This window comes from Rhodanobacter ginsengiterrae, assembly GCF_050026815.1.
Lineage (GTDB): Bacteria > Pseudomonadota > Gammaproteobacteria > Xanthomonadales > Rhodanobacteraceae > Rhodanobacter > Rhodanobacter ginsengiterrae.
Window position 1 is genome coordinate 112980 of the sequence record NZ_JALBWO010000052.1, and the last position, 18150, is coordinate 131129.

Consider the following 18150-nt stretch of genomic DNA (forward strand, 5'->3'; position numbering starts at 1 on the left):
CGGCTTGCGCGAACGGCTAGATCAGCTTGATCTCACGCAGGCGCTGCATCAGGTATTCGTGCGAATTGATCGACGTGTCGTAGCGGCGCGGATTGTCCGGCGTGATGCAGGAATCCAGGGGATCCAGCACCACGTCCGGGTTGGGATGCAGGAAGAACGGCACCGAATAGCGCGGCTTGCGCGCGTTCTCGTTCTGCGGATTGACCACGCGGTGCGACGTCGACGGATACACATGGTTGCTCAGCCGCTGCAACATGTCGCCGATGTTGACCACGATCGCATCGCCCTCGGTGGTGATCGGCAGCCACTGGCCATCGCTGAGCACTTCCAGGCCTTCGGCGCTGGCGCCGACCAGCAAGGTGATGAAGTTGATGTCCTCATGCGCGCCGGCACGCACGTTGGGGATGTTGTCCCGGGTGATCGGCGGATAGTGGATCGGGCGCAGAATCGAGTTGCCGACGTCGGTCTTGTCCTCGAAGAAGTTTTCCGGCTGGTCGATATGCAAGGCCAGCGCACGCAGCACGCGGGTGCCAAGCTGATCCAGCGCCTCATACAGGCCGTAGCCGTAGCGCTTGAACTCCGGCACTTCGCTCGGCCACAGATTCGGCGGCATCACGTCGGCGAATCTGGAGTCCCGCGGAATTTCCCGGCCGACATGCCAGAACTCCTTGAGATCCGCGTACTGGCTGTCCTTGGCGGTCTCCACCTTGAACGGCGTGTAGCCGCGCGCACCACCGCTGCCGGCCAGGTGATACTTCATCTTGGTTTCGGTGGGCAGCGCAAAGAAGCGCTGGAACACATCGTACGAGCCGTCGATCAGCGCGCGCGGGATGCCGTGGCCGCTGATGCAGCAGAAACCGAATTCGCGGTAGGCCGCGCCGATCTCGGCGACGAAGGCATCGCGTTCGGTGTCGTAGCGACGGATATCGAGGGTTGGAACATTCTTCATGGCTGTAGTCACCAGGTGGGTCGCGCGGTCAGTGGATCCGCCACCGCTTGAGGGCGGGCACGTCGGGCCAATCCATGGCGACCTGGTGCGGCTACAGGTTCACGAGCGTTCGGCTGCGGATTTTACCGTTGCGGCCAGCCTTTCTGCCAACTGCTGCACTTCGGCGGCGTCGGCGCCCTCCACGGTGACCCGTACCAGCGGCTCGGTGCCCGAGGCGCGCAGCACCACCCGGCCGCGCCCGTGCAGCACCTGCTCCACCTCGGCGAGGACCTGTTGCACCTCGCTGCTGGCAAGCGAGCGACGAGCGCCCACGGCGCGCACGTTCAGCATCACCTGCGGCATTTTCTTCAGACCCTGGCGCGCTTCGGAAAAATCCTCGCCGGAGCGCGTCAGCGCCTCCAGCACGGCCAGCGCAGCGACGATGCCGTCACCGGTAGTGGCACGATCCAGGCACAGGATATGGCCCGAAGTCTCGCCGCCCAGCACGCCTCCGTGCTGCCGCAGCTGCTGCATCACGTAGCGATCGCCGACGTTGGCGCGAATCAGTGGCACGTCCAGTTCGCCCAGCGCCAGCTGCAGGCCGTAGTTGCTCATCAAGGTGCCAACCACCGGCCCGGTCAGCGCGCCCTGCGCATGCCAGCTGCGTGCCAGCACGTAGAGGATGTCGTCGCCATCGGCCAGCGCGCCATGGCGGTCGACCAGCTGCACGCGATCGCCATCGCCGTCGAAGGCGATGCCCAGATCGGCGGCGTGGCTCACCACCGCTTGCTGCAAGGCCTGCGGATGGGTCGAGCCGACGTCGCGATTGATGTTGAAACCGTCCGGCTTGTCGCCGATGGCGATCACCTCGGCACCCAGTTCGGCGAACACCTTTGGCGCCACCTGGTAGGTCGCGCCGTGGGCGCAGTCCAGCACCAGCTTGAGCCCGCGCAGGCTGAAGTCCTCGGCCACGGTCGCCTTGCAATACTCCGCGTAGCGGGCGACCGCGTCGTCGATGCGGCGAGCCTTGCCCAACCGTTCGGACGCCACGGTCACGAAAGCGGCATCGACTTCCTGCTCGATCGCCAGCTCGACCTCGTCGGACAATTTCTCGCCGTTGGCCGAGAAGAACTTGATGCCGTTGTCGTGGTGCGGATTGTGCGAGGCGCTGATCACGATGCCGGCTTGCGCGCGCATCGAACGGGTCAGGAAGGCCACCGCCGGGGTCGGCATCGGGCCGAGCAAACCGACATCCGCGCCAGCCGCCACCAGGCCGGCTTCCAGCGCCGATTCGAACATGTAACCCGAAATGCGGGTGTCCTTGCCGATCAGCACCTTGGGCCGCTCTTTGCCTTCGCGCGCCAGCACGCTGCCGACAGCGCGACCGAGCTGCAGCATGAAGTCCGCGCTGATTGGCCATTGACCGACCAGACCGCGAATGCCGTCGGTGCCGAAGTATTTGCGTTGATTCATCGTGCTCAGTTTCTCGAAAGGGTGGGATGGACGCCGGTCAAGCCGCCATCAATCAATCGTCGTCGGGCCAGCGCGGCGCGGCGGCCCGGGCGGCACGGCGCGGCACGACGTCCACCGCCTGCACGCCCTGCCATACCGCCAGCGCATCGACCGTGGCGGCCACATCGTGCACGCGGACCATGCGCGCGCCACGCTGAACCGCCACCAGCGCCGCCGCGACCGAACCGGCCAGGCGGTCGGCCGGCTCGGTGCGCCCGGTCAGCGTGCCGATCATCGACTTGCGCGACAGCCCGGCATACACGCCGCTGCCCAGATTGGCGAACTGCTCCAGCGCCGACAGCAGTGCAAGGTTGTGTTGCAGTGTCTTGCCGAAGCCGAAGCCGGGATCGACCAGTACCTTGCGTCGATCGATGCCGGCCAGCTCGCAGGCGAACAACCGGTCGGTGAGGAAACGATGCACCTCGCCGACCACGTCGTCGTAATGCGGCTCGTCCTGCATGCTGCGCGGCTCGCCCTGCATGTGCATCAGGCACACCGGCACGCCGAGTTCGGCCACCGCTTCCAGCGCGCCTTCGCGGCGCAGTGCGTACACGTCGTTGACCATGCCGGCACCGGCGGCTACCGCGGCACGCATCACCTCGGGCCGCGAAGTATCGATCGCGATCGGCAGCGAAGTATGCGCCAGCAGTTGCGCGATCACCGGCAGCACGCGCTCCAGCTCTTCTTCCAGCGACACCTCGAGCGCACCCGGCCGGGTCGACTGGCCGCCGACGTCGAGCATGTCGGCACCCGCTTCCGCCATGCGTATGCCATGCGCGACGGCAGCTTCCACGCCCTGGTGCATGCCGCCGTCGGAAAACGAATCGGGGGTGACGTTGAGGATGCCGACCACCCGGGGACGGTCCAGCCGCAGCGGGCGCCCGGCGCAATCCAGCACCGGTGCAAACAGCTCGTTCGACATGCTCATTGCCTCGTCAGGTTCAACAACACCACGCACTCAGGCCTTGGCCTGGCCACCAAGCTCGCCCATGAAATGGCGGTAGTGGCGCAATTCGGCGATGGAATCGCGGATGTCCGACAGCGCGGTGTGCGCCGATTCCTTGCCGACGCTCTTGGCGATGTCCGGCGCCCAGCGGCGCGCCAATTCCTTCAGCGTGGACACGTCCAGGTTACGGTAGTGGAAGTAACGTTCCAGTCGCGGCATCTGCCGATGCATGAAGCGGCGGTCCTGGCAGATCGAGTTGCCGCACATCGGCGACTTGCCCGGCGGCACCCACGCGCGCAGGAATTCCACGGTGGCCTGCTCGGCCATCGCATGGTCGGTTTCCGAGATGAGCACCTGGCGCCACAAGCCGGACTTGTGGTGCTGATTGGTATTCCAGCTGTCCATCGATTCCAGTTGGTCGATCTCGTGACGGATGGCGAATACCGGCCCTTCGGCCAGCACGTTAAGCTCCTTGTCGGTAACCACCGTGGCAATCTCGAGAATCGAGTCGTTGTCGGTGTCGAGGCCGGTCATCTCCAGATCGATCCAGATCAGGTTCTCTTCGTGGGCTTGGCTCATGGAATCTCCTTGTGCGGGGGAGTTTATCAGTGTTGCCCGCATGCGATGATCCGGCTCATGCAGACCTTCTTCTGGCACGACTACGAAACCTCCGGCGCCGATCCGCGACGCGACCGTCCACTGCAGTTCGCCGGCATCCGCACCTCCATGGAACTGGAGATCATCGGCGAACCGGTGATGTTCTACGGCAAGCCCTCGCTGGAGATGCCGCCACATCCCGACGCCTGCATGATCACCGGCATCACGCCCCGGCAAGCCGAACGTGAAGGCGTCAATGAGGCTGATTTCGCCGCCCGCGTGCACGAGCAACTGGCCCAGCCGGGTACCTGCGGGGTCGGTTACAACTCGTTGCGCTTCGACGACGAGTTCACCCGCCAGATGCTGTACCGCAACTTCTACGAGCCGTACGGCCGCGAGTGGGAGAACGGCAATTCACGCTGGGACCTGATCGACCTGGTGCGGATGTGCCAGGCATTGCGTCCCGAGGGCATCATCTGGCCGCTGCGCGAGGATGGCTCGCCCAGCTTCAGGCTGGAGCACCTGGCCAGCGCCAACGGGCTGAACCAGGAGCGCGCCCACGATGCCTTGTCCGACGTCTACGCGCTGATCGACCTGGCCCGGCTGATCCGCGTGCGCCAACCGCGATTGTGGGACTGGTACTACGCACTGCGCCGCAAGCAGAAGGTGTTCGAACTGCTCGACGTGGTGAACATGACGCCGCTGGTGCATGTGTCCTCACGCTACCCGGCCAGCCGCCACTGCCTGACCGTGATCGCACCGCTGGCGGCGCACCCCAGTCGCGCGGGCGAAACCATCGTGTACGACCTGACCGCCGATCCGGTCGCATGGCTGGCGTTGGACGAGGACGAGATCGCCGACCGCATCTTCACCCCGCGCGCCGACCTGCCCGACGGTGTGGAGCGGATTGCGCTGCGCACCGTGCGCGCGAACCATGCGCCCGCGCTGGCGCCGCTGTCGGTGCTGCAGGGCGTGGACCTGCAGCGACTGCAACTGGACATGGACCGCTGTCTGGCCCACCGCGACGCGCTGCAGGCAGCCAGCGGCCTGCCGGAAAAACTGCGCCGGGTATTCCAGCGCGCCGCCGAACTGCCACCGCCGGAAGATCCGGAACTCGCCCTGTATGGCGGCGGATTCCTGCCAGACGCGGACAAGCGCCTGCTGGCCCAGGTGCGCGCCACACCGCCGCAGGAACTGGGCAACCGCGACTTTCCGTTCCACGACCCGCGCTACCCGGAGCTGCTGTTCCGCTATCGGGCGCGCAACTGGCCGGACACGCTCGATAGCGACGAGCGCACCCGTTGGGACAGCTTCCGCCAGGCGCGGCTGACCCGCCACACGCCACTGACCGGGTTGACCCTGGACGACTACTTCGCCCGCCTCGCCGAACTGCGCGGCGATCCCCTGGCGCAGGACCGACTCGGACTGCTCGATCAGTTGCAGGCCTGGGGTGAAGACCTCGCCGCCAGCATCGAATCCCCCTGAATCCTCAAGACCGATCATGCCGAAAAGCTATTTCACGCCCGCCACCTTCCGCTTCCTGCGCACGCTGGGTCGCAACAACAACCGCGAATGGTTCCACGCACACAAGGACGACTACGAGCGCCACGTGCGCGAGCCGTTCATGCAGCTGATCACCGACCTGCAGGCGCCGCTGGAAAAAATCAGCCCGCACTACCGCGCCGACCCGCGCAAAAGCGGCGGCTCGCTCTACCGCATCCATCGCGACACGCGCTACTCGAACAACAAGCTGCCGTACAAATCCTGGCAGGGTTCGCGCTTCACCCATGAGCGACGCCATGAAATCCAGGCGCCGGGTTTCTACCTGCACATCGAGCCCGACGACTGTTTCGCCGGCGGTGGCCTGTGGCACCCGGAGCCGGATGCGCTGAAGCACATCCGCGAGTTCCTGGTCGACAACCCCGCCGCGTGGAAGCGCGCCACGCAGAGCAAGGCGTTTCGCGAACAGCTGACCCTGGGCGGCGAATCGCTGATCCGCCCACCGCGCGGTTACGACCCCACGCACGAGCTGATCGAAGACCTCAAGCGCAAGGACTTCATCGCCATCACCTCGCTCAGCGAAGAGCTGGCCTGCTCGGACGAACTGCTGCCGTGGACGGTGGCCGCGTTCAAGCGTGTCGCGCCGCTGGTCGATTACCTGTGCGCGGCGCAGGAACTGGAGTTCTAGCCAGCCATCGGTCGCCGCCGCGCAGCCAGCAGGCAAGCCGCCACGGCGATCCCGATCAGCGCCGTGAACGCCACATAGTGCGCCGGCGCCAGCGTGCCGAAATGCTGCACCAGCAGGCCGATCAACGGCGGCGTCAAGCCGCCGAACAGCGCATAGGCAATGTTGTACGAGAACGACAGGCCGGAGAAGCGCACCGCCGGCGGAAACGCCGACACCATCAGCGCCGGCACCACGCCTACCACGCCCACCGCGAAACCGGTCAACGCATACAGCACAAGGAAATGCGCGGCACCGGCGCGCAGGTCGCCATAGAGCGCGTAGCTGCACAGCAGCAGCCCGATCGCACCGAACAGCAAGGCCCGGGCAAAGCCGATCCGGTCGGCCAGCCAGCCATAAGCCAGACAACCCAGGGCCAGCGCGAACGAGGCCAGGTTGTTGCCGAGGAAGGCTTGCGCCGGCGCAAGGTGGAAGGCCGATTGCACGATCGACGGCGTCATCAGGATGATCACCAGGATCGCCGCGGTGAGCATCCAGGTCACCAGCATCGACAGCAACACGCCGGGCAGATGGCGCTCGAACACCAGGCGCAGCGGCAGGCCGCTGGCCAGTTCCTTGCGCGACTGCATCGCCTCGAATATCGGTGTCTCGCTGAGCCAGCGGCGCAGCCACACCGCGAAGAAGCCGAACACGCCACCAGCCAGGAACGGCAGGCGCCAGCCGTAATCAAGCACCGCCGCCGGGGTCAGCTCACGGTTGATCCCGGCGGCCACCAGCGAACCGATCAGGATGCCCACGGTAAGGCCCGAGGTGAGGCTGGCGCAGGCAAAACCCACCCGGCGCGCTGGCACGTGCTCCGCCACGAACACCCACGCTCCCGGCACCTCCCCGCCCACCGCGATGCCCTGCACCACCCGCAACAGCAGCAACAACAGCGGCGCCAGCATGCCGACCTGCGCGTACACCGGCAGCAGGCCGATCGCCAGCGTCGGCACCGCCATCAGGAACACGCTCAACGTGAACATCTTCTTGCGCCCCAGCTTGTCGCCGTAGTGCGCCATCACGATGCCGCCCAGCGGGCGCGCCAGGTAGCCGGCGGCGAAGATGCCGAATACCTGCAACTGGGCCAGCCACGGCGCCGTCTCGTGCGGGAAGAACAACTGGCTGAGCGGGATCGCGAAGAACACGAACACCACGAAGTCGTAGAACTCCAGCGCGCCGCCCAAGGCGGCAAGCAGCAGGGTTTTCACGTCGCGCGCGCGCAGGCGGTCGGTCCCGGGGTGAGCGGCGGTCGGCACATTCATCGTTTGAGCAATCCGATGGCGGAAAGCGCGACACCTTAGCGCAGCACAGGCGTTTCTGTGGATGTGCGGTTGCGTCAAGACGCTGACGTATGGCGCTGCTAGAGTCCATACCGTTGCGCACGGTCTGGGGGGACCTTCGCGACACGTTCCAGGCATCACCCGTAGTCGACCTGCCTGCACCACGGGGGGTTTGGCGTTCCCGTGGCTGCAATCCGGTCGACTCTACCCGCGGCATTCCGCCGCCTTCATTGGGGAGAGAACGACGTGCGACGTACAACCTTGATGTTGTCACTGGCCCTTTCCTGCGCCACGGCGCAGGCAGCCACCACCGGGGTGGCCCTGGTCCACGGCACCGGCAACCAGACCAATGCGTACAACGATTACTGGCAGGCGGACATGGTCGAAGGCGTGCGCAACGGCCTGACCGACCGCAACAACCTGCTGGTCGTCAATTGCGACTTCAACCAGTACATGTGGGACGACCGCGCCGCCGGCTGCCTGGCCGGCCAGCTGACCAGCTTCATCCAGAACCGCCACATCGACCGGCTGGTGGTGATCACCCATTCCAACGGCGGCAACGTCATGCGCTGGATCCTGTCCAATCCGACCTGGGATGCGCGCTACCCGGCGATCATCAGTCGCATCGTCAAGGTCGACGCGATCGCGCCCTCCAGCGCCGGCACCCCGCTGGCCAACGCGGTGATGGCCGGCAACGTGTTCGAGTCGGCGCTGGGCTGGCTGCTCGGCTACAAGACCGACGCGGTGCGCCAGCAGCAGACCGGCTGGATGGCCACCTACAACCAGCAATACCTGCTCGGCACCGCCGGTCGCCCGGCGCTGCCGGTGGCCTTCCGCGATGTGGTCGGTACCGATGTGGTGTCCGGTCTGTTCAGCAGCCAGGCCTACTGCGGCGGCTACACGCAGAGCGTGGGCCTGGAGATCACCCAGAACTGGCTGAGCAGTTGTTCGGACGGCTTCATCGAATGCTCCAGTGCCTCGGCCGCCGGCTCGGTGTGGTTCCGCGACACGCAGCGAACCGGTGGTTCGGTGCTCAACCACAACCAGAGCCGGCGCGCGTGCTTCGGCCTGCCCGCCATTCTCGCCAACGACATCAGGGGATGATCGCCATGAAGAAAGGGATACTCGCAAGCGCGCTGCTGGCCATCCTCGTCGCCGCACCGGCGATGGCCGGCAGCCACGTGCTGTTGCCGGCACAAGCCGATGACATGGTTCCGCTGGCCTTGCAGGCGCGCAGCGCAGGCACGCGCCTGACGGCGGCGACCGCCGCCGTCGCGCACCCCCATGTCGAACGTCGACCGATCAGCGTGAGCTGGCCGCTGGCGCATGACGCCGCACTGCAGGCCGTGCCGCAACCGTTCTCGCCCAGCAGTCGCGAATACTGGCGCGATGTGTCGGCCAGCGAACTGCAGCAAGGACTGAAACTGCCGTTGACCGCACCGGGCGCGATCATCCGGCTGAGCCCCGGTGACCCGACCATCGGCAAGCTGGATCCGGCCGGCGTGCGCTTGCAGCTGGGCCGGCAGTCGTTGACCGCCACGGCGGCCAGCAGCCAGGTCGCCGACACCGCCGAACTGCATGCCGCCGGCATGGACGTGCCGGCCGCCTCGATGGTGATGCGGCTCAAGCCCGAGCTGGGCACCGGTGTCGCCACCTTGCAGGTCGCTTCGGCCCGCGGCCGCTACGTGGTCCACGTGTTCGAGCCGCAGAGCCCGTTCACGGTCACCGCGAAGGGCGACCGTGGCGACATGCTGCTCGGACAGGCGGTGCAGGTGCGGGTGGTGCTGCAAGACGCCGACCGCGCGATGCCGCTGACCTCGGTGGGCGGCCTGCTGCGCGCACCCGATGGCAGCAGCACGCCGCTCAGCTTCCGTCGCCAGGCCGATGGCAGCTTCACGGTGGATGCCCGCCCAGGCAACATCCCGACCACGCCGGGTCTGTGGGAAGTGCACAGCTTCACCGTCGGCATCGACCGGGCGGGGAACGAGATCCGTCGCGACACCACCACGGTGTTTGCCGCGGCCCTGCCCGATGCGCGGCTCAGCGGTCTGGCCAGCACGGCGCGCGCCACCGATCGCGGCATCGACATCACGCTCGGGGTGACCGCCAGGGCGGCCAGTCGCTATGCCGTCTCCGCCGTGCTGTACGGACGCGGCGCCGACGGGCTGATGGTACCCGCCGCGTTTGCGCAGTCAGCCAACTGGCTACCCGCCGGTGACGGTCAACTGAACCTGCACTACGACCCGAACAGCCTGCAGGGCATCGGCGCGCCGTACGAACTGCACGACTTGCGCCTGCAGGATCAGCCAGCCATCGGACTGCTCGAACGCCGCGGCGTGGCGATGCGCTTCAGCCAGCCGTAAGGACATCGGCAAAAAGCGACAACCCCGTCCGATGACGGGGTTGTCGGTATCGGCAGCGGTCGACGCCTCAGGCCTCGGCAAACGGAAATGGCAGCACCTCGGCGATCGCGTCGGTGTCGGCCAGGCACATCAGCAGGCGTTCCACGCCCAGCGCCACGCCGGCGCAATCGGGCATCGCGTCGAGCACGCCAAGCAGGCGCTCATCCAGCGGAATCTCCCGCAGGCCGCGGCTGCGGCGACGCGCATTGTCGCATTCGAAGCGCGCGCGCTGCTCGCTAGCATCGTTCAACTCGTGGTAGCCGTTGGCCAGCTCGTAGCGGCCCAGGTACAGCTCGAAGCGCTCGGCCAGCGGCGGTTCGCCCGGGCGGATCTTCGCCAGTGCGCACTGGCTGGCCGGGTAGTCGTGGATCACCGTGATGCGCTCGCGCGGAAACGCCGGTTGCAGCTTGTGGGTGATCAGCAGATCCAGCCAGTCATCATTTACCAGCCCGTCCGGACCGATGCCGAACTCGACCAGCGGCGCGCGCAGGACATCGACCGACGCGTGCAGCGGATCGATGCCCAGGCCGTCCAGAAACAGCTGGCGATAGCTGGTCACCACCACCTCGGCGCGACGTCCCGCCATCGCCAGCGCGGCCTCGACCAGCGCGATGGTTTCCTGCATCAGGCGGCGGTGGTCCCAGCCGACCCGATACCATTCCAGCATGGTGAATTCCGGATTGTGCCGGCCTCCCGCCTCGCCGTTGCGGAACACCCGACCCAGTTCGTAGCAATCGCCGATGCCCGCGGCGAGCAGACGCTTCAGCGGATACTCGGGCGAGGTGCGCAGCCAGCGCTCGCGCGCACCGGCGTCGACGTGGCCGCTGAAAGTAGTACTGAAGCTTTCGATGTTCGGCTCGGTATTGCCGGCGGCCGAGAGGATCGGCGTCTCCACTTCCAGCACCTGGCGCTCGGCGAAAAACGCGCGCAGCAGCGCGTACAGCCGGGCGCGCAGGTGCAGTGCGGCATGTCGTTCCATGCCCATCAAGCGCCCTCGTGTTCGCTCAGCAGCGCCAGCAGTTGCGCTTCGTCCCAAACCGGCACGCCTAGCTCCTGCGCCTTGTCCAGCTTGGAACCGGCCTCGCTGCCGGCGACCACCACGCTGGTCTTCCTGGACACCGAGCCGGACACCTTGGCGCCCAGCGCTTCGAGCCGCTCCTTCGCCTGCTCGCGACTGAGCGAGACCAGCGTGCCGGTAAGCACGAAGGTCTGCCCGGCCAGTGGAGCACGGCTCAGCTCGGCGGATGCGGGAATCGCCTCAAGCAGGCGCTGCATCGCCGCCTCGGCCTCATGCAACTCCGCGCGCGCCGCCGGGTCGGCGAGGAACAGCTCCAGCCCCGTCGCCGCCGCTTGCGGCACACCGGCGGTAATCCAGTGCGCCGCCCCACCCGCCTGCAATGTCTGCAGCGTGGGAAAGTGCTGCGCCAGCAGCGCGCTGCTCTTGGGACCAAGCTTGCTGATCTTCGCCATGTCCAGCAGCACGCCGAGATTCAGTCGCTCGCGCAGCAACGGCGATGGCGCCGCCTCGTCGCTGAACACGATGCCCTCGGCCAGCAGATCATCGACGACCTGCTGATTGCCTGCCTGCGCGAAGAAGCCGGCGATCGAGGTGGCGACTTCCGCACCGACATCCGGCAACACGCGCAAGACGGAGGCCGGCGTGCGGCGCACGAAGTCCAGCCGGCCGAGCCAGGCGGCCAAAGTCTTCGCCGTGCTTTCACCGATGTGCATGATGCCCAGCGCGAACAGGAAGCGCGCCAGCGTGGTGTGCTTGCTGGCTTCGATGCCGGCGACCAGATTCTCCGCCCACTTGGTCGCCACCTTGCCGGCCTTGACCGTCTCCGGTGTCGTCCCGTCGCGCTCGTCGGCGCGTTGTTTCATGTCGACGAAATCGTCGACGCCGAGGCGGTAGAGATCGGCCGGCGTCTTCACCCGGTCGAACTCGACCAGCGCCTCGGCGAAGCGTTCGCCCAGGCCCTCGATATCCATCGCGCGACGCGAGGCGAAATGGATCAGCGCCTCCTTCCGCTGCGCCGCGCAGATCAGTCCGCCGGAGCAACGCCAGGCCGCGGCGCCCTCTTCGCGGATCAGCGCGGAATCGCAGATCGGACAGCGCGCCGGCATCGTCCACGGCACGGTGCCCGCGGGACGCTGATCCTCGACCACCCGCACCACTTCCGGAATCACGTCGCCAGCGCGGCGCACAATCACCGTGTCGCCCACCCGCACATCCAGCCGCGCGACCTGGTCGGCGTTGTGCAGGGTGGCGTAGGTCACGGTGACGCCGCCCACCTGCACCGGCTCCATCCGCGCGCGCGGGGTGGCGGCACCGGTGCGACCGATCTGCACCTCGATGTCGAGCAAGCGGGTGGTCTGTTCCTGCGCCGGGAATTTGTGCGCGATCGCCCAGCGCGGTGCGCGGGAGACGAAGCCCATCTCGCGCTGGCCGGCATAGTCGTCCAGCTTGTAGACGACGCCGTCGATGTCGTACGGCAGACCGTCGCGTTTCGCGCCGATGCGGCGAAAGTAGGCGATCAGCCCATCGAAACCCTGCGCCGTGTCCACTTCCGGCGATACCGGAAAGCCCCACTCGCGCAGTTGCTGCAAGGTGGCCGAATGGGTCGGTGGCAAGTCGCCACCTTCGAACACGCCGATCGCGTAGGCGAAGAAACTCAGCCGGCGTTTGGCGGTGATCGCCGGATCCAGCTGGCGCAGCGAACCGGCGGCGCCGTTGCGCGGGTTGGCCAGCGGCTTTTCGTCGTGCTTGCGGGCGTAGTCGTTGAACGCCTCGAAGTCCTTGCGCAGCATGATCACTTCGCCGCGCACCTCCAGCACCTCGGGCCAGCCCGTGCCGCGCAGCTTCAGCGGGATCGCGCGCACGGTGCGCAGGTTGGCGGTGACATCCTCGCCGGTCTCGCCGTCGCCGCGGGTGGCACCCTGCACGAACACGCCGTGCTCATAGCGCAGGCTGATCGCCAGGCCATCGAGTTTCGGCTCGACCGAGAAAACCGGCTCGCTCCGTTTCGTGGTCTGCTCGATGCGTCGCTCAAACTCGGCGACTTCGCGAAAACGCTCGCGATCGCCCTCGCCGTCCTGCTCGAAGGCGTTGCCAAGCGACAGCATCGGCATCGCATGGCGTACTTCGGCAAAGCCGCCGCTGGCGCGCGCGCCGACCTTGCGGGTCGGCGAATCGACGGAAGCCAGCGCGGGATATTCGGCCTCCAGCGCTTCCAGCTCGCGCATCTGCCGGTCGTACTCGGCGTCGGTGATCTCGGCGTCGTCGAGTACGTGGTAGCGGTAGTTGGCCTGCTCGATCTGCGCCCGCAGCGTGGCGGCGCGGGCGACGGTCTCGGCCGGTGCGGTGCGTTCGGTCATGCGGGCCTCCTTCGGATCAACCCGCATTTTAGCGGCACCGGCGCAGCCCGCGAGATCAGCGGTGGAAGTGGCCGGCCGCTTCAGGCTGGTAGCTGATCTCCAGCACCTTCAGGCGCCGCTTGCGGCCATCCGGCGTCGGCCAGTCGATCTGCTGGCCACGCGCCAGCCCGAGCAGTGCGCTGCCCACCGGAGCCAGGATCGACACGGTGCCGGCGGTACCGGCGGCCGCCGGATAAACCAGGGTCAGGGTCAGCTTTTCGCCGTTGCTCTCGTCCTCGAACGTCACCGTCGAGTTCATCGTCACGACGTGCTCCGGCATCGCCGCCGGCTCGACCACGTCGGCACGATCCAGCTCGGCGCGCAGCGCATCCAGCTTGCCGGTTTCAGCGGCAGGCAGACGCTCCAGCAGCGCCTCGATGCGCTCCATGTCGATGCGGGAAACAGTGATCGGTGGCTTGCTCATGGCTATTCCTGGTGCTCGCGGCTCCTGCCGCGCAAAAGCACACGCCGGAACGAAGCCGCCCCGGCGCGTGTGGTTGATGTAGGCCGTGATACCGGTGTGGGTATGACCGGCAGATGAAACAAGGTCCCGTCTGCCGCGACTGCCAACGGAAATCAAGCCGTTACGCCGGCTATCATAGCGGGTAATGGCCGTGCCAAACCCAGCGCCCCCCGAAGTCCAACCGCCGCCTGCCAGCACTGTCGCGCCGGAAGCGGTCGATTCGGTCGAAATCTCCACGCGCCAACGCTTCCGCGGGCTGTTGTGGCTGGTCGCTGCCGCATTCTTCATGCAGGCGCTGGACTCCACCGTGGTCAACACCGCGGTTCCGGCGATGGCCGAGGCGCTGGCGGTGACGCCACTGGGCATGCGCACGGCGCTGACCAGCTATGTACTGACCCTGGCCATCCTGATTCCTGCCAGTCCCTGGTTGTGCGACCGCTTTGGCACGCGCCGGGTGTTCGGCGCGGCGATCGTGGTGTTCGGCGTCGGCTCGCTGTTGTGCGGCATCGCGCAGAGCCTGCCGCAGTTGGTCGCCGCGCGCGTGCTGCAAGGCATCGGTGGCGCCTCGCTGATGCCGGTGGGGCGTTACGTGCTGGTGCGCAGCATCGACAAGCGCGAGTTCGTGCGGGCCATGAGCACGGTGGCCACGTTCGGCTTGCTCGGTTCGGTGCTCGGACCGTTGCTCGGTGGCGCGATCGTCGAGCTCGCTTCGTGGCGGCTGATCTTCCTGATCAACGTGCCAGTGGCGATCGCCGGCGTATGGATGAACAAGCGCGACATGCCGGAATACCGTCTCGTTCACGCCAACCGCTTCGACCTGCTCGGCTTCCTGCTGTTCGGCGCGGCTTCTGCCTTGCTGCTGACTGCTTCGGAACTGGCCGGTGCGACGCCGGTGCCGTGGGCGCGCATCGGACTGTGCGGAGTCACCGCCCTGCTGCTGGGAGCGATCTACCTGTGGCACAGCCGGCGCACCGAGCATCCGGTGGCCAACCTCGCGCTGCTGCGCGTGCGCAGCGTGTCGGTGGCGCTGGCCGGTGGCCTGTTCACCCGACTGGGCATTTCGGGCATGTTCCTGTTGCTGGTGCTGTTCCTGCAGGTCGGCTGCGGCTGGTCGCCGCTGGCGGCAGGGTTGATGATGGTGCCGCAGGCACTGGGTTCGATCACCGCGAAGTGGGTGATCAATCGCGCGCTGGTGCATTACGGCTACCGCCGCCTGCTGCTGGGCAACACGCTGATCGTGGCTGTCTTGCTGGCGACGTTCGCGCTGCTTGGGCCGACCACGCCGGTGTGGCTGATCGCGTTGCTGACTTTCGCCTACGGTGCGTTCACTGGTCTGCAATACACCGCGATGAACACGTTGATCTATACCGACCTCGACATCGAGCATGCGTCGATGGCGTCCTCCATGGCGTCGACCGTGCAGTATCTGGCCATGAGCTTCGGCATCGCGCTGGCCACGCTGTTGATGGAGTACATGCTCGACGGTCATGCCGGCGACGACTACGTGGCGGCTTTCCGCTGGACCGTGCTGCTGCTGGCCTTGGTCACCGCGGGAGCCAGCCGCGTCTTTTCCCGCCTGCGGCCGGACCGCCGTGCCGACCTCGCCCGGTCTCAGGTGTGAGCACGAAACGGCGTGCCGACCGCTGCCGACGACTGTTACGCTTGGTGCTGATCGACGTTGCACTCTGCTGCCAAGGAATCTCATGCGAAGGTTTGCCGCCCTGGCCCTGTTGCTCGCCAGCACGCCGCTGATGGCCGCCGAAACAGGCGCCGAAGTCAATTTCCACCTGGTCACTCATCCGATCGGCTGGGTGGCGCTGGCGCTGTTCGTGCTGGCCTACGTGGGGGTGATCCTCGAAGAGCGCATCCACATCGCCAAATCCAAGCCGGTGATGCTGGCCGCGGCGCTGATCTGGGGCATGATCGCCTGGCAAACCGGCGGCACCGGCCACGATGCGAACCTCACGCGCGAAGCCTTCGAGGCGATGTTCCTCGAATACTCGGAGATCTTCTTCTTCCTCGTGGTGGCAATGACCTACGTCACCGCGATGGGCGAGCGCGGCGTGTTCGAGGCGTTGCGCTCGCAACTGATCCGCTACGGCTTCAGCTATCGCAGTCTGTTCTGGATCACCGGCCTGCTCGCCTTCCTGCTGTCGCCGGTGCTGGACAACCTGACCACCGCGCTGGTGATGTCCGCCGTGATCCTGGCGGTAGGCGCCGGCAACGCGCGCTTCATCACCCTGGCAATGATCAACCTGGTGGTGGCAGCCAATGCCGGCGGCGCGTGGAGCGCCTTCGGCGACATCACCACGCTGATGGTGTGGCAGGCGAACAAGGCGCAGTTCTTCGACTTCTTCCAACTGTTCTTTCCAGCGGTGGTCAACTGGCTGGTGCCTGCGCTGATCATGTCCTTCGCGCTGCCAAGGGGTCGGCCGACCTGCACCGACAGCCACAGCCGGATCAAGCACGGCGGCATCAGCATCTGCCTGACTTTTGCGCTGACCATCGCCATCACGGTGATCGGGCGGCAGTGGCTGGACATGCCCGCCGCCTACGGCATGCTGACCGGGCTGGCCCTGCTCAACCTGGTCGCCAGCCGCATCGACTATCGCCAGCGCCACTACGCGCTGGCGCATGGTGCGGAAGAACAGGGCTACTCGATCTTCCGCATCATCGCCAACGCCGAGTGGGACACCTTGCTGTTCTTCTACGGGGTATTCGCCTGCGTCGGCGGGCTGGCGGCACTGGGCTATCTGGAACTGGCCTCGACCCAGCTGTACGGCAATCTTGGCCCAACCACCGCGAACGCCGCGATGGGCGTGCTCTCGTCGGTGGTCGACAACATCCCGATCATGTTCGCGGTGATCAAGATGAATCCGCCGATGGACAACTCGCAGTGGCTGCTGATCACGCTGACCGCCGGCGTGGGCGGCAGTCTGCTGTCAGTCGGTTCGGCGGCCGGTGTCGCGCTGATGGGCGCGGCACGCGGCCAGTACACCTTCATCAGTCACCTGCGCTGGAGCTGGGCGATCGCGCTGGGCTACGTGGCCAGCATCGCCATGCATTTGTGGCTGGCCAGATCCGTATTCGGTTGAGCGGTTCCCAGCGGCGGGAAGCGCCGTCGGCAGCGGCCCTGTAACATCGGCTCCTGCCTGACGGAACGACGACTCATGCATCACGCCGCCGACATCCTGCTTACCCTGTTCATCATCTTCGTCGCCGCGCAGATCGGTGCCGAGATTGCCCAGCGCCTGAAACTGCCCGGCGTGGTCGGCGAGATCGCCGCCGGTTGCGTGGTCGGTCCGTCGTTGCTGGGCTGGCTGACCCCGGAACAGATCCTGCCCGGCACGCCGCTGGATGTACTGGCCGAGATCGGCGTGGTGTTCCTGCTGTTTTCGGTGGGCCTGGAAACCCGGCTGGACGACCTCAAGAAAGTCGGCAAGAGCGCCCTGCTGGTCGGCGTGCTCGGCGTCATCCTTCCCTTTGCCGCCGGTGCGCTGTGGGCGCATGGCGAAGGCTTCGAGTGGATCAAGTCGATGTTCGTCGCAGCGGCTTTCGTCGCCACCTCGGCCGGCATCACCGCGCGGGTGCTGCAGGAACTGGGCGTACTGCAACGCATTGAAAGCCGCGTGATCCTGGGCGCGGCGGTGATCGACGACATCCTCGCCATGTTGCTGCTCGGCGTGGTGTCCTCGCTGCAGGGCGGCGGCTCGCTGGACCTGCAATCGCTGCTGCTGACCATGGCCGGCGCGATCGGCTTCGTGGCGATCATCGGCTGGGGCGGCTCGAAGGTGATGCGTCATCGCTCGAGCTGGCTGGAGGCGCCGATCAGCCCGCATTCGGCGCTCACCGTGGTGCTGGCGATCTGCCTGGGGCTGGCGTGGCTGTCCACCCGCTTCGGGCTGGCGGCGATCATTGGTGCCTTCCTTGCCGGCATGATCGCCTCGGAAACCCGTCAGCGCGAGGACCTGGAGCACCAGACCCTGCCCCTGCTCTCTTTCCTTACCCCGTTCTTCTTCGTGGTGACCGGCGCCAAGGTCAACCTGGCCGAACTGGCCAGCGTCGATGCGCTGGTGATGCTGCTGGTGGTCACCGCGATCGCGATCGCGTCCAAGCTGCTTGGCGGTTTCCTCGGCTCGCTGTCGCTGGGCCGGCGCAGTGCCACCATCATCGGTTTCGGCATGGTGCCGCGCGGCGAGGTGGGGGTGGTGATCGCCAGCCTCGGCCTGGCGGCCGGCGTGTTCAGCGACCGGATCTACGCCATCATCGTGGCGATGTCCCTGCTCACCGCCATGGTCACGCCGCCGGTGCTGGCGTGGTTGCTCAAGCGCGGCGACAACGGCGAACTCGCCGAATGACCGACCGGGCATCGATCTGCCAA

Annotated in this window: 15 protein-coding genes; 7 read left to right on the forward strand and 8 right to left on the reverse strand. The window is 66.7% G+C overall.

Annotated features, from left to right (window positions below):
- Positions 1–16 precede the first annotated feature (16 nt).
- The 4 genes from ACQGNJ_RS08195 to orn all read right to left on the reverse strand — a co-directional run bounded on the left by ACQGNJ_RS08195 (position 17) and on the right by orn (position 3965).
- Entirely contained in the window at positions 17–949 is a 933-nt protein-coding gene (locus tag ACQGNJ_RS08195) for an isopenicillin N synthase family dioxygenase (RefSeq protein ID WP_426688745.1), read from the reverse strand.
- A gap of 99 nt (positions 950–1048) precedes the next feature.
- The gene (gene glmM, locus ACQGNJ_RS08200; protein ID WP_426688746.1) at positions 1049–2401 is read right to left on the reverse strand and encodes a phosphoglucosamine mutase; all 1353 of its coding nucleotides are present in this window, start codon (positions 2399–2401) and stop codon (positions 1049–1051) included.
- Between the two features lie 52 nt (positions 2402–2453).
- Positions 2454–3368 carry a dihydropteroate synthase gene (gene folP, locus ACQGNJ_RS08205; protein WP_426688747.1) on the reverse strand — a complete coding sequence of 305 codons (915 nt, stop codon included), beginning with the start codon at positions 3366–3368 and terminating at the stop codon, positions 2454–2456.
- Positions 3369–3398: 30 nt separating this feature from the next.
- Complete coding sequence (gene orn / locus ACQGNJ_RS08210) at positions 3399–3965, reverse strand: oligoribonuclease (protein WP_426688748.1); 567 nt, start codon at positions 3963–3965, stop codon at positions 3399–3401.
- Between the two features lie 57 nt (positions 3966–4022).
- Between orn and sbcB the strand changes: the two genes are divergently transcribed.
- A complete protein-coding gene (sbcB, locus tag ACQGNJ_RS08215) occupies positions 4023–5468 on the forward strand; it encodes an exodeoxyribonuclease I (protein WP_426688749.1) in 1446 nt (481 codons plus the stop codon).
- Between the two features lie 16 nt (positions 5469–5484).
- The gene (locus ACQGNJ_RS08220; RefSeq protein WP_426688750.1) at positions 5485–6171 is read left to right on the forward strand and encodes a DUF2461 domain-containing protein; all 687 of its coding nucleotides are present in this window, start codon (positions 5485–5487) and stop codon (positions 6169–6171) included.
- Here ACQGNJ_RS08220 and ACQGNJ_RS08225 read toward each other — a convergent pair.
- Positions 6168–7472 (reverse strand): MFS transporter, encoded by a 1305-nt coding sequence (locus ACQGNJ_RS08225; protein WP_426688751.1) that lies wholly within the window; start codon positions 7470–7472, stop codon positions 6168–6170. The two genes, ACQGNJ_RS08220 and ACQGNJ_RS08225, sit on opposite strands and share 4 nt — an antisense overlap.
- 282 nt (positions 7473–7754) lie before the next feature.
- On the opposite strand from ACQGNJ_RS08225, the gene ACQGNJ_RS08230 reads away from it, so the two are divergent.
- Both ACQGNJ_RS08230 and ACQGNJ_RS08235 read left to right on the forward strand, forming a co-directional pair.
- A complete protein-coding gene (locus ACQGNJ_RS08230; RefSeq protein WP_426688850.1) occupies positions 7755–8594 on the forward strand; it encodes a hypothetical protein in 840 nt (279 codons plus the stop codon).
- Positions 8595–8599: 5 nt separating this feature from the next.
- Positions 8600–9853, forward strand: a complete 1254-nt coding sequence (locus ACQGNJ_RS08235) for a DUF4785 domain-containing protein (protein ID WP_426688752.1) — start codon at positions 8600–8602, stop codon at positions 9851–9853.
- A 67-nt stretch (positions 9854–9920) separates the two neighbouring features.
- Here the strand turns inward: ACQGNJ_RS08235 and epmA are convergent, their stop codons facing one another.
- The 3 genes from epmA to rnk are packed head-to-tail and all read right to left on the reverse strand — an operon-like array spanning position 9921 to position 13730.
- Entirely contained in the window at positions 9921–10877 is a 957-nt protein-coding gene (gene epmA / locus ACQGNJ_RS08240) for an EF-P lysine aminoacylase EpmA (RefSeq protein WP_426688753.1), read from the reverse strand.
- On the reverse strand, positions 10877–13267 hold the full coding sequence (gene ligA, locus ACQGNJ_RS08245) for an NAD-dependent DNA ligase LigA (RefSeq protein ID WP_426688754.1): 2391 nt from the start codon (positions 13265–13267) through the stop codon (positions 10877–10879). The genes epmA and ligA overlap by 1 nt, the downstream gene beginning before the upstream one ends.
- A gap of 55 nt (positions 13268–13322) precedes the next feature.
- Positions 13323–13730, reverse strand: a complete 408-nt coding sequence (gene rnk / locus ACQGNJ_RS08250; RefSeq protein ID WP_426688755.1) for a nucleoside diphosphate kinase regulator — start codon at positions 13728–13730, stop codon at positions 13323–13325.
- 190 nt (positions 13731–13920) lie between these two features.
- Between rnk and ACQGNJ_RS08255 the strand changes: the two genes are divergently transcribed.
- The 3 genes from ACQGNJ_RS08255 to ACQGNJ_RS08265 all read left to right on the forward strand — a co-directional run bounded on the left by ACQGNJ_RS08255 (position 13921) and on the right by ACQGNJ_RS08265 (position 18127).
- The gene (locus ACQGNJ_RS08255) at positions 13921–15390 is read left to right on the forward strand and encodes an MFS transporter (RefSeq protein WP_426688756.1); all 1470 of its coding nucleotides are present in this window, start codon (positions 13921–13923) and stop codon (positions 15388–15390) included.
- Positions 15391–15472: 82 nt separating this feature from the next.
- Positions 15473–16864, forward strand: a complete 1392-nt coding sequence (gene nhaD / locus ACQGNJ_RS08260) for a sodium:proton antiporter NhaD (protein WP_426688757.1) — start codon at positions 15473–15475, stop codon at positions 16862–16864.
- Between the two features lie 75 nt (positions 16865–16939).
- Positions 16940–18127 carry a cation:proton antiporter gene (locus tag ACQGNJ_RS08265; RefSeq protein WP_426688758.1) on the forward strand — a complete coding sequence of 396 codons (1188 nt, stop codon included), beginning with the start codon at positions 16940–16942 and terminating at the stop codon, positions 18125–18127.
- Positions 18128–18150: the final 23 nt, after the last annotated feature.

Excerpts from the sequence above, each read along its gene's own strand:
- ACQGNJ_RS08265 (WP_426688758.1), top strand. The coding sequence starts at position 16,940 with ATGCATCACGCCGCCGACATCCTGCTTACCCTGTTCATCATCTTCGTC.
- sbcB (WP_426688749.1), top strand. The coding sequence starts at position 4,023 with ATGCAGACCTTCTTCTGGCACGACTACGAAACCTCCGGCGCCGATCCG.
- ACQGNJ_RS08235 (WP_426688752.1), top strand. The coding sequence starts at position 8,600 with ATGAAGAAAGGGATACTCGCAAGCGCGCTGCTGGCCATCCTCGTCGCC.
- orn (WP_426688748.1), bottom strand. The coding sequence starts at position 3,965 with ATGAGCCAAGCCCACGAAGAGAACCTGATCTGGATCGATCTGGAGATG.
- folP (WP_426688747.1), bottom strand. The coding sequence starts at position 3,368 with ATGAGCATGTCGAACGAGCTGTTTGCACCGGTGCTGGATTGCGCCGGG.
- ACQGNJ_RS08195 (WP_426688745.1), bottom strand. The coding sequence starts at position 949 with ATGAAGAATGTTCCAACCCTCGATATCCGTCGCTACGACACCGAACGC.
- glmM (WP_426688746.1), bottom strand. The coding sequence starts at position 2,401 with ATGAATCAACGCAAATACTTCGGCACCGACGGCATTCGCGGTCTGGTC.
- ligA (WP_426688754.1), bottom strand. The coding sequence starts at position 13,267 with ATGACCGAACGCACCGCACCGGCCGAGACCGTCGCCCGCGCCGCCACG.
- rnk (WP_426688755.1), bottom strand. The coding sequence starts at position 13,730 with ATGAGCAAGCCACCGATCACTGTTTCCCGCATCGACATGGAGCGCATC.
- ACQGNJ_RS08220 (WP_426688750.1), top strand. The coding sequence starts at position 5,485 with ATGCCGAAAAGCTATTTCACGCCCGCCACCTTCCGCTTCCTGCGCACG.
- ACQGNJ_RS08225 (WP_426688751.1), bottom strand. The coding sequence starts at position 7,472 with ATGAATGTGCCGACCGCCGCTCACCCCGGGACCGACCGCCTGCGCGCG.
- ACQGNJ_RS08230 (WP_426688850.1), top strand. The coding sequence starts at position 7,755 with ATGTTGTCACTGGCCCTTTCCTGCGCCACGGCGCAGGCAGCCACCACC.
- epmA (WP_426688753.1), bottom strand. The coding sequence starts at position 10,877 with ATGGGCATGGAACGACATGCCGCACTGCACCTGCGCGCCCGGCTGTAC.
- nhaD (WP_426688757.1), top strand. The coding sequence starts at position 15,473 with ATGCGAAGGTTTGCCGCCCTGGCCCTGTTGCTCGCCAGCACGCCGCTG.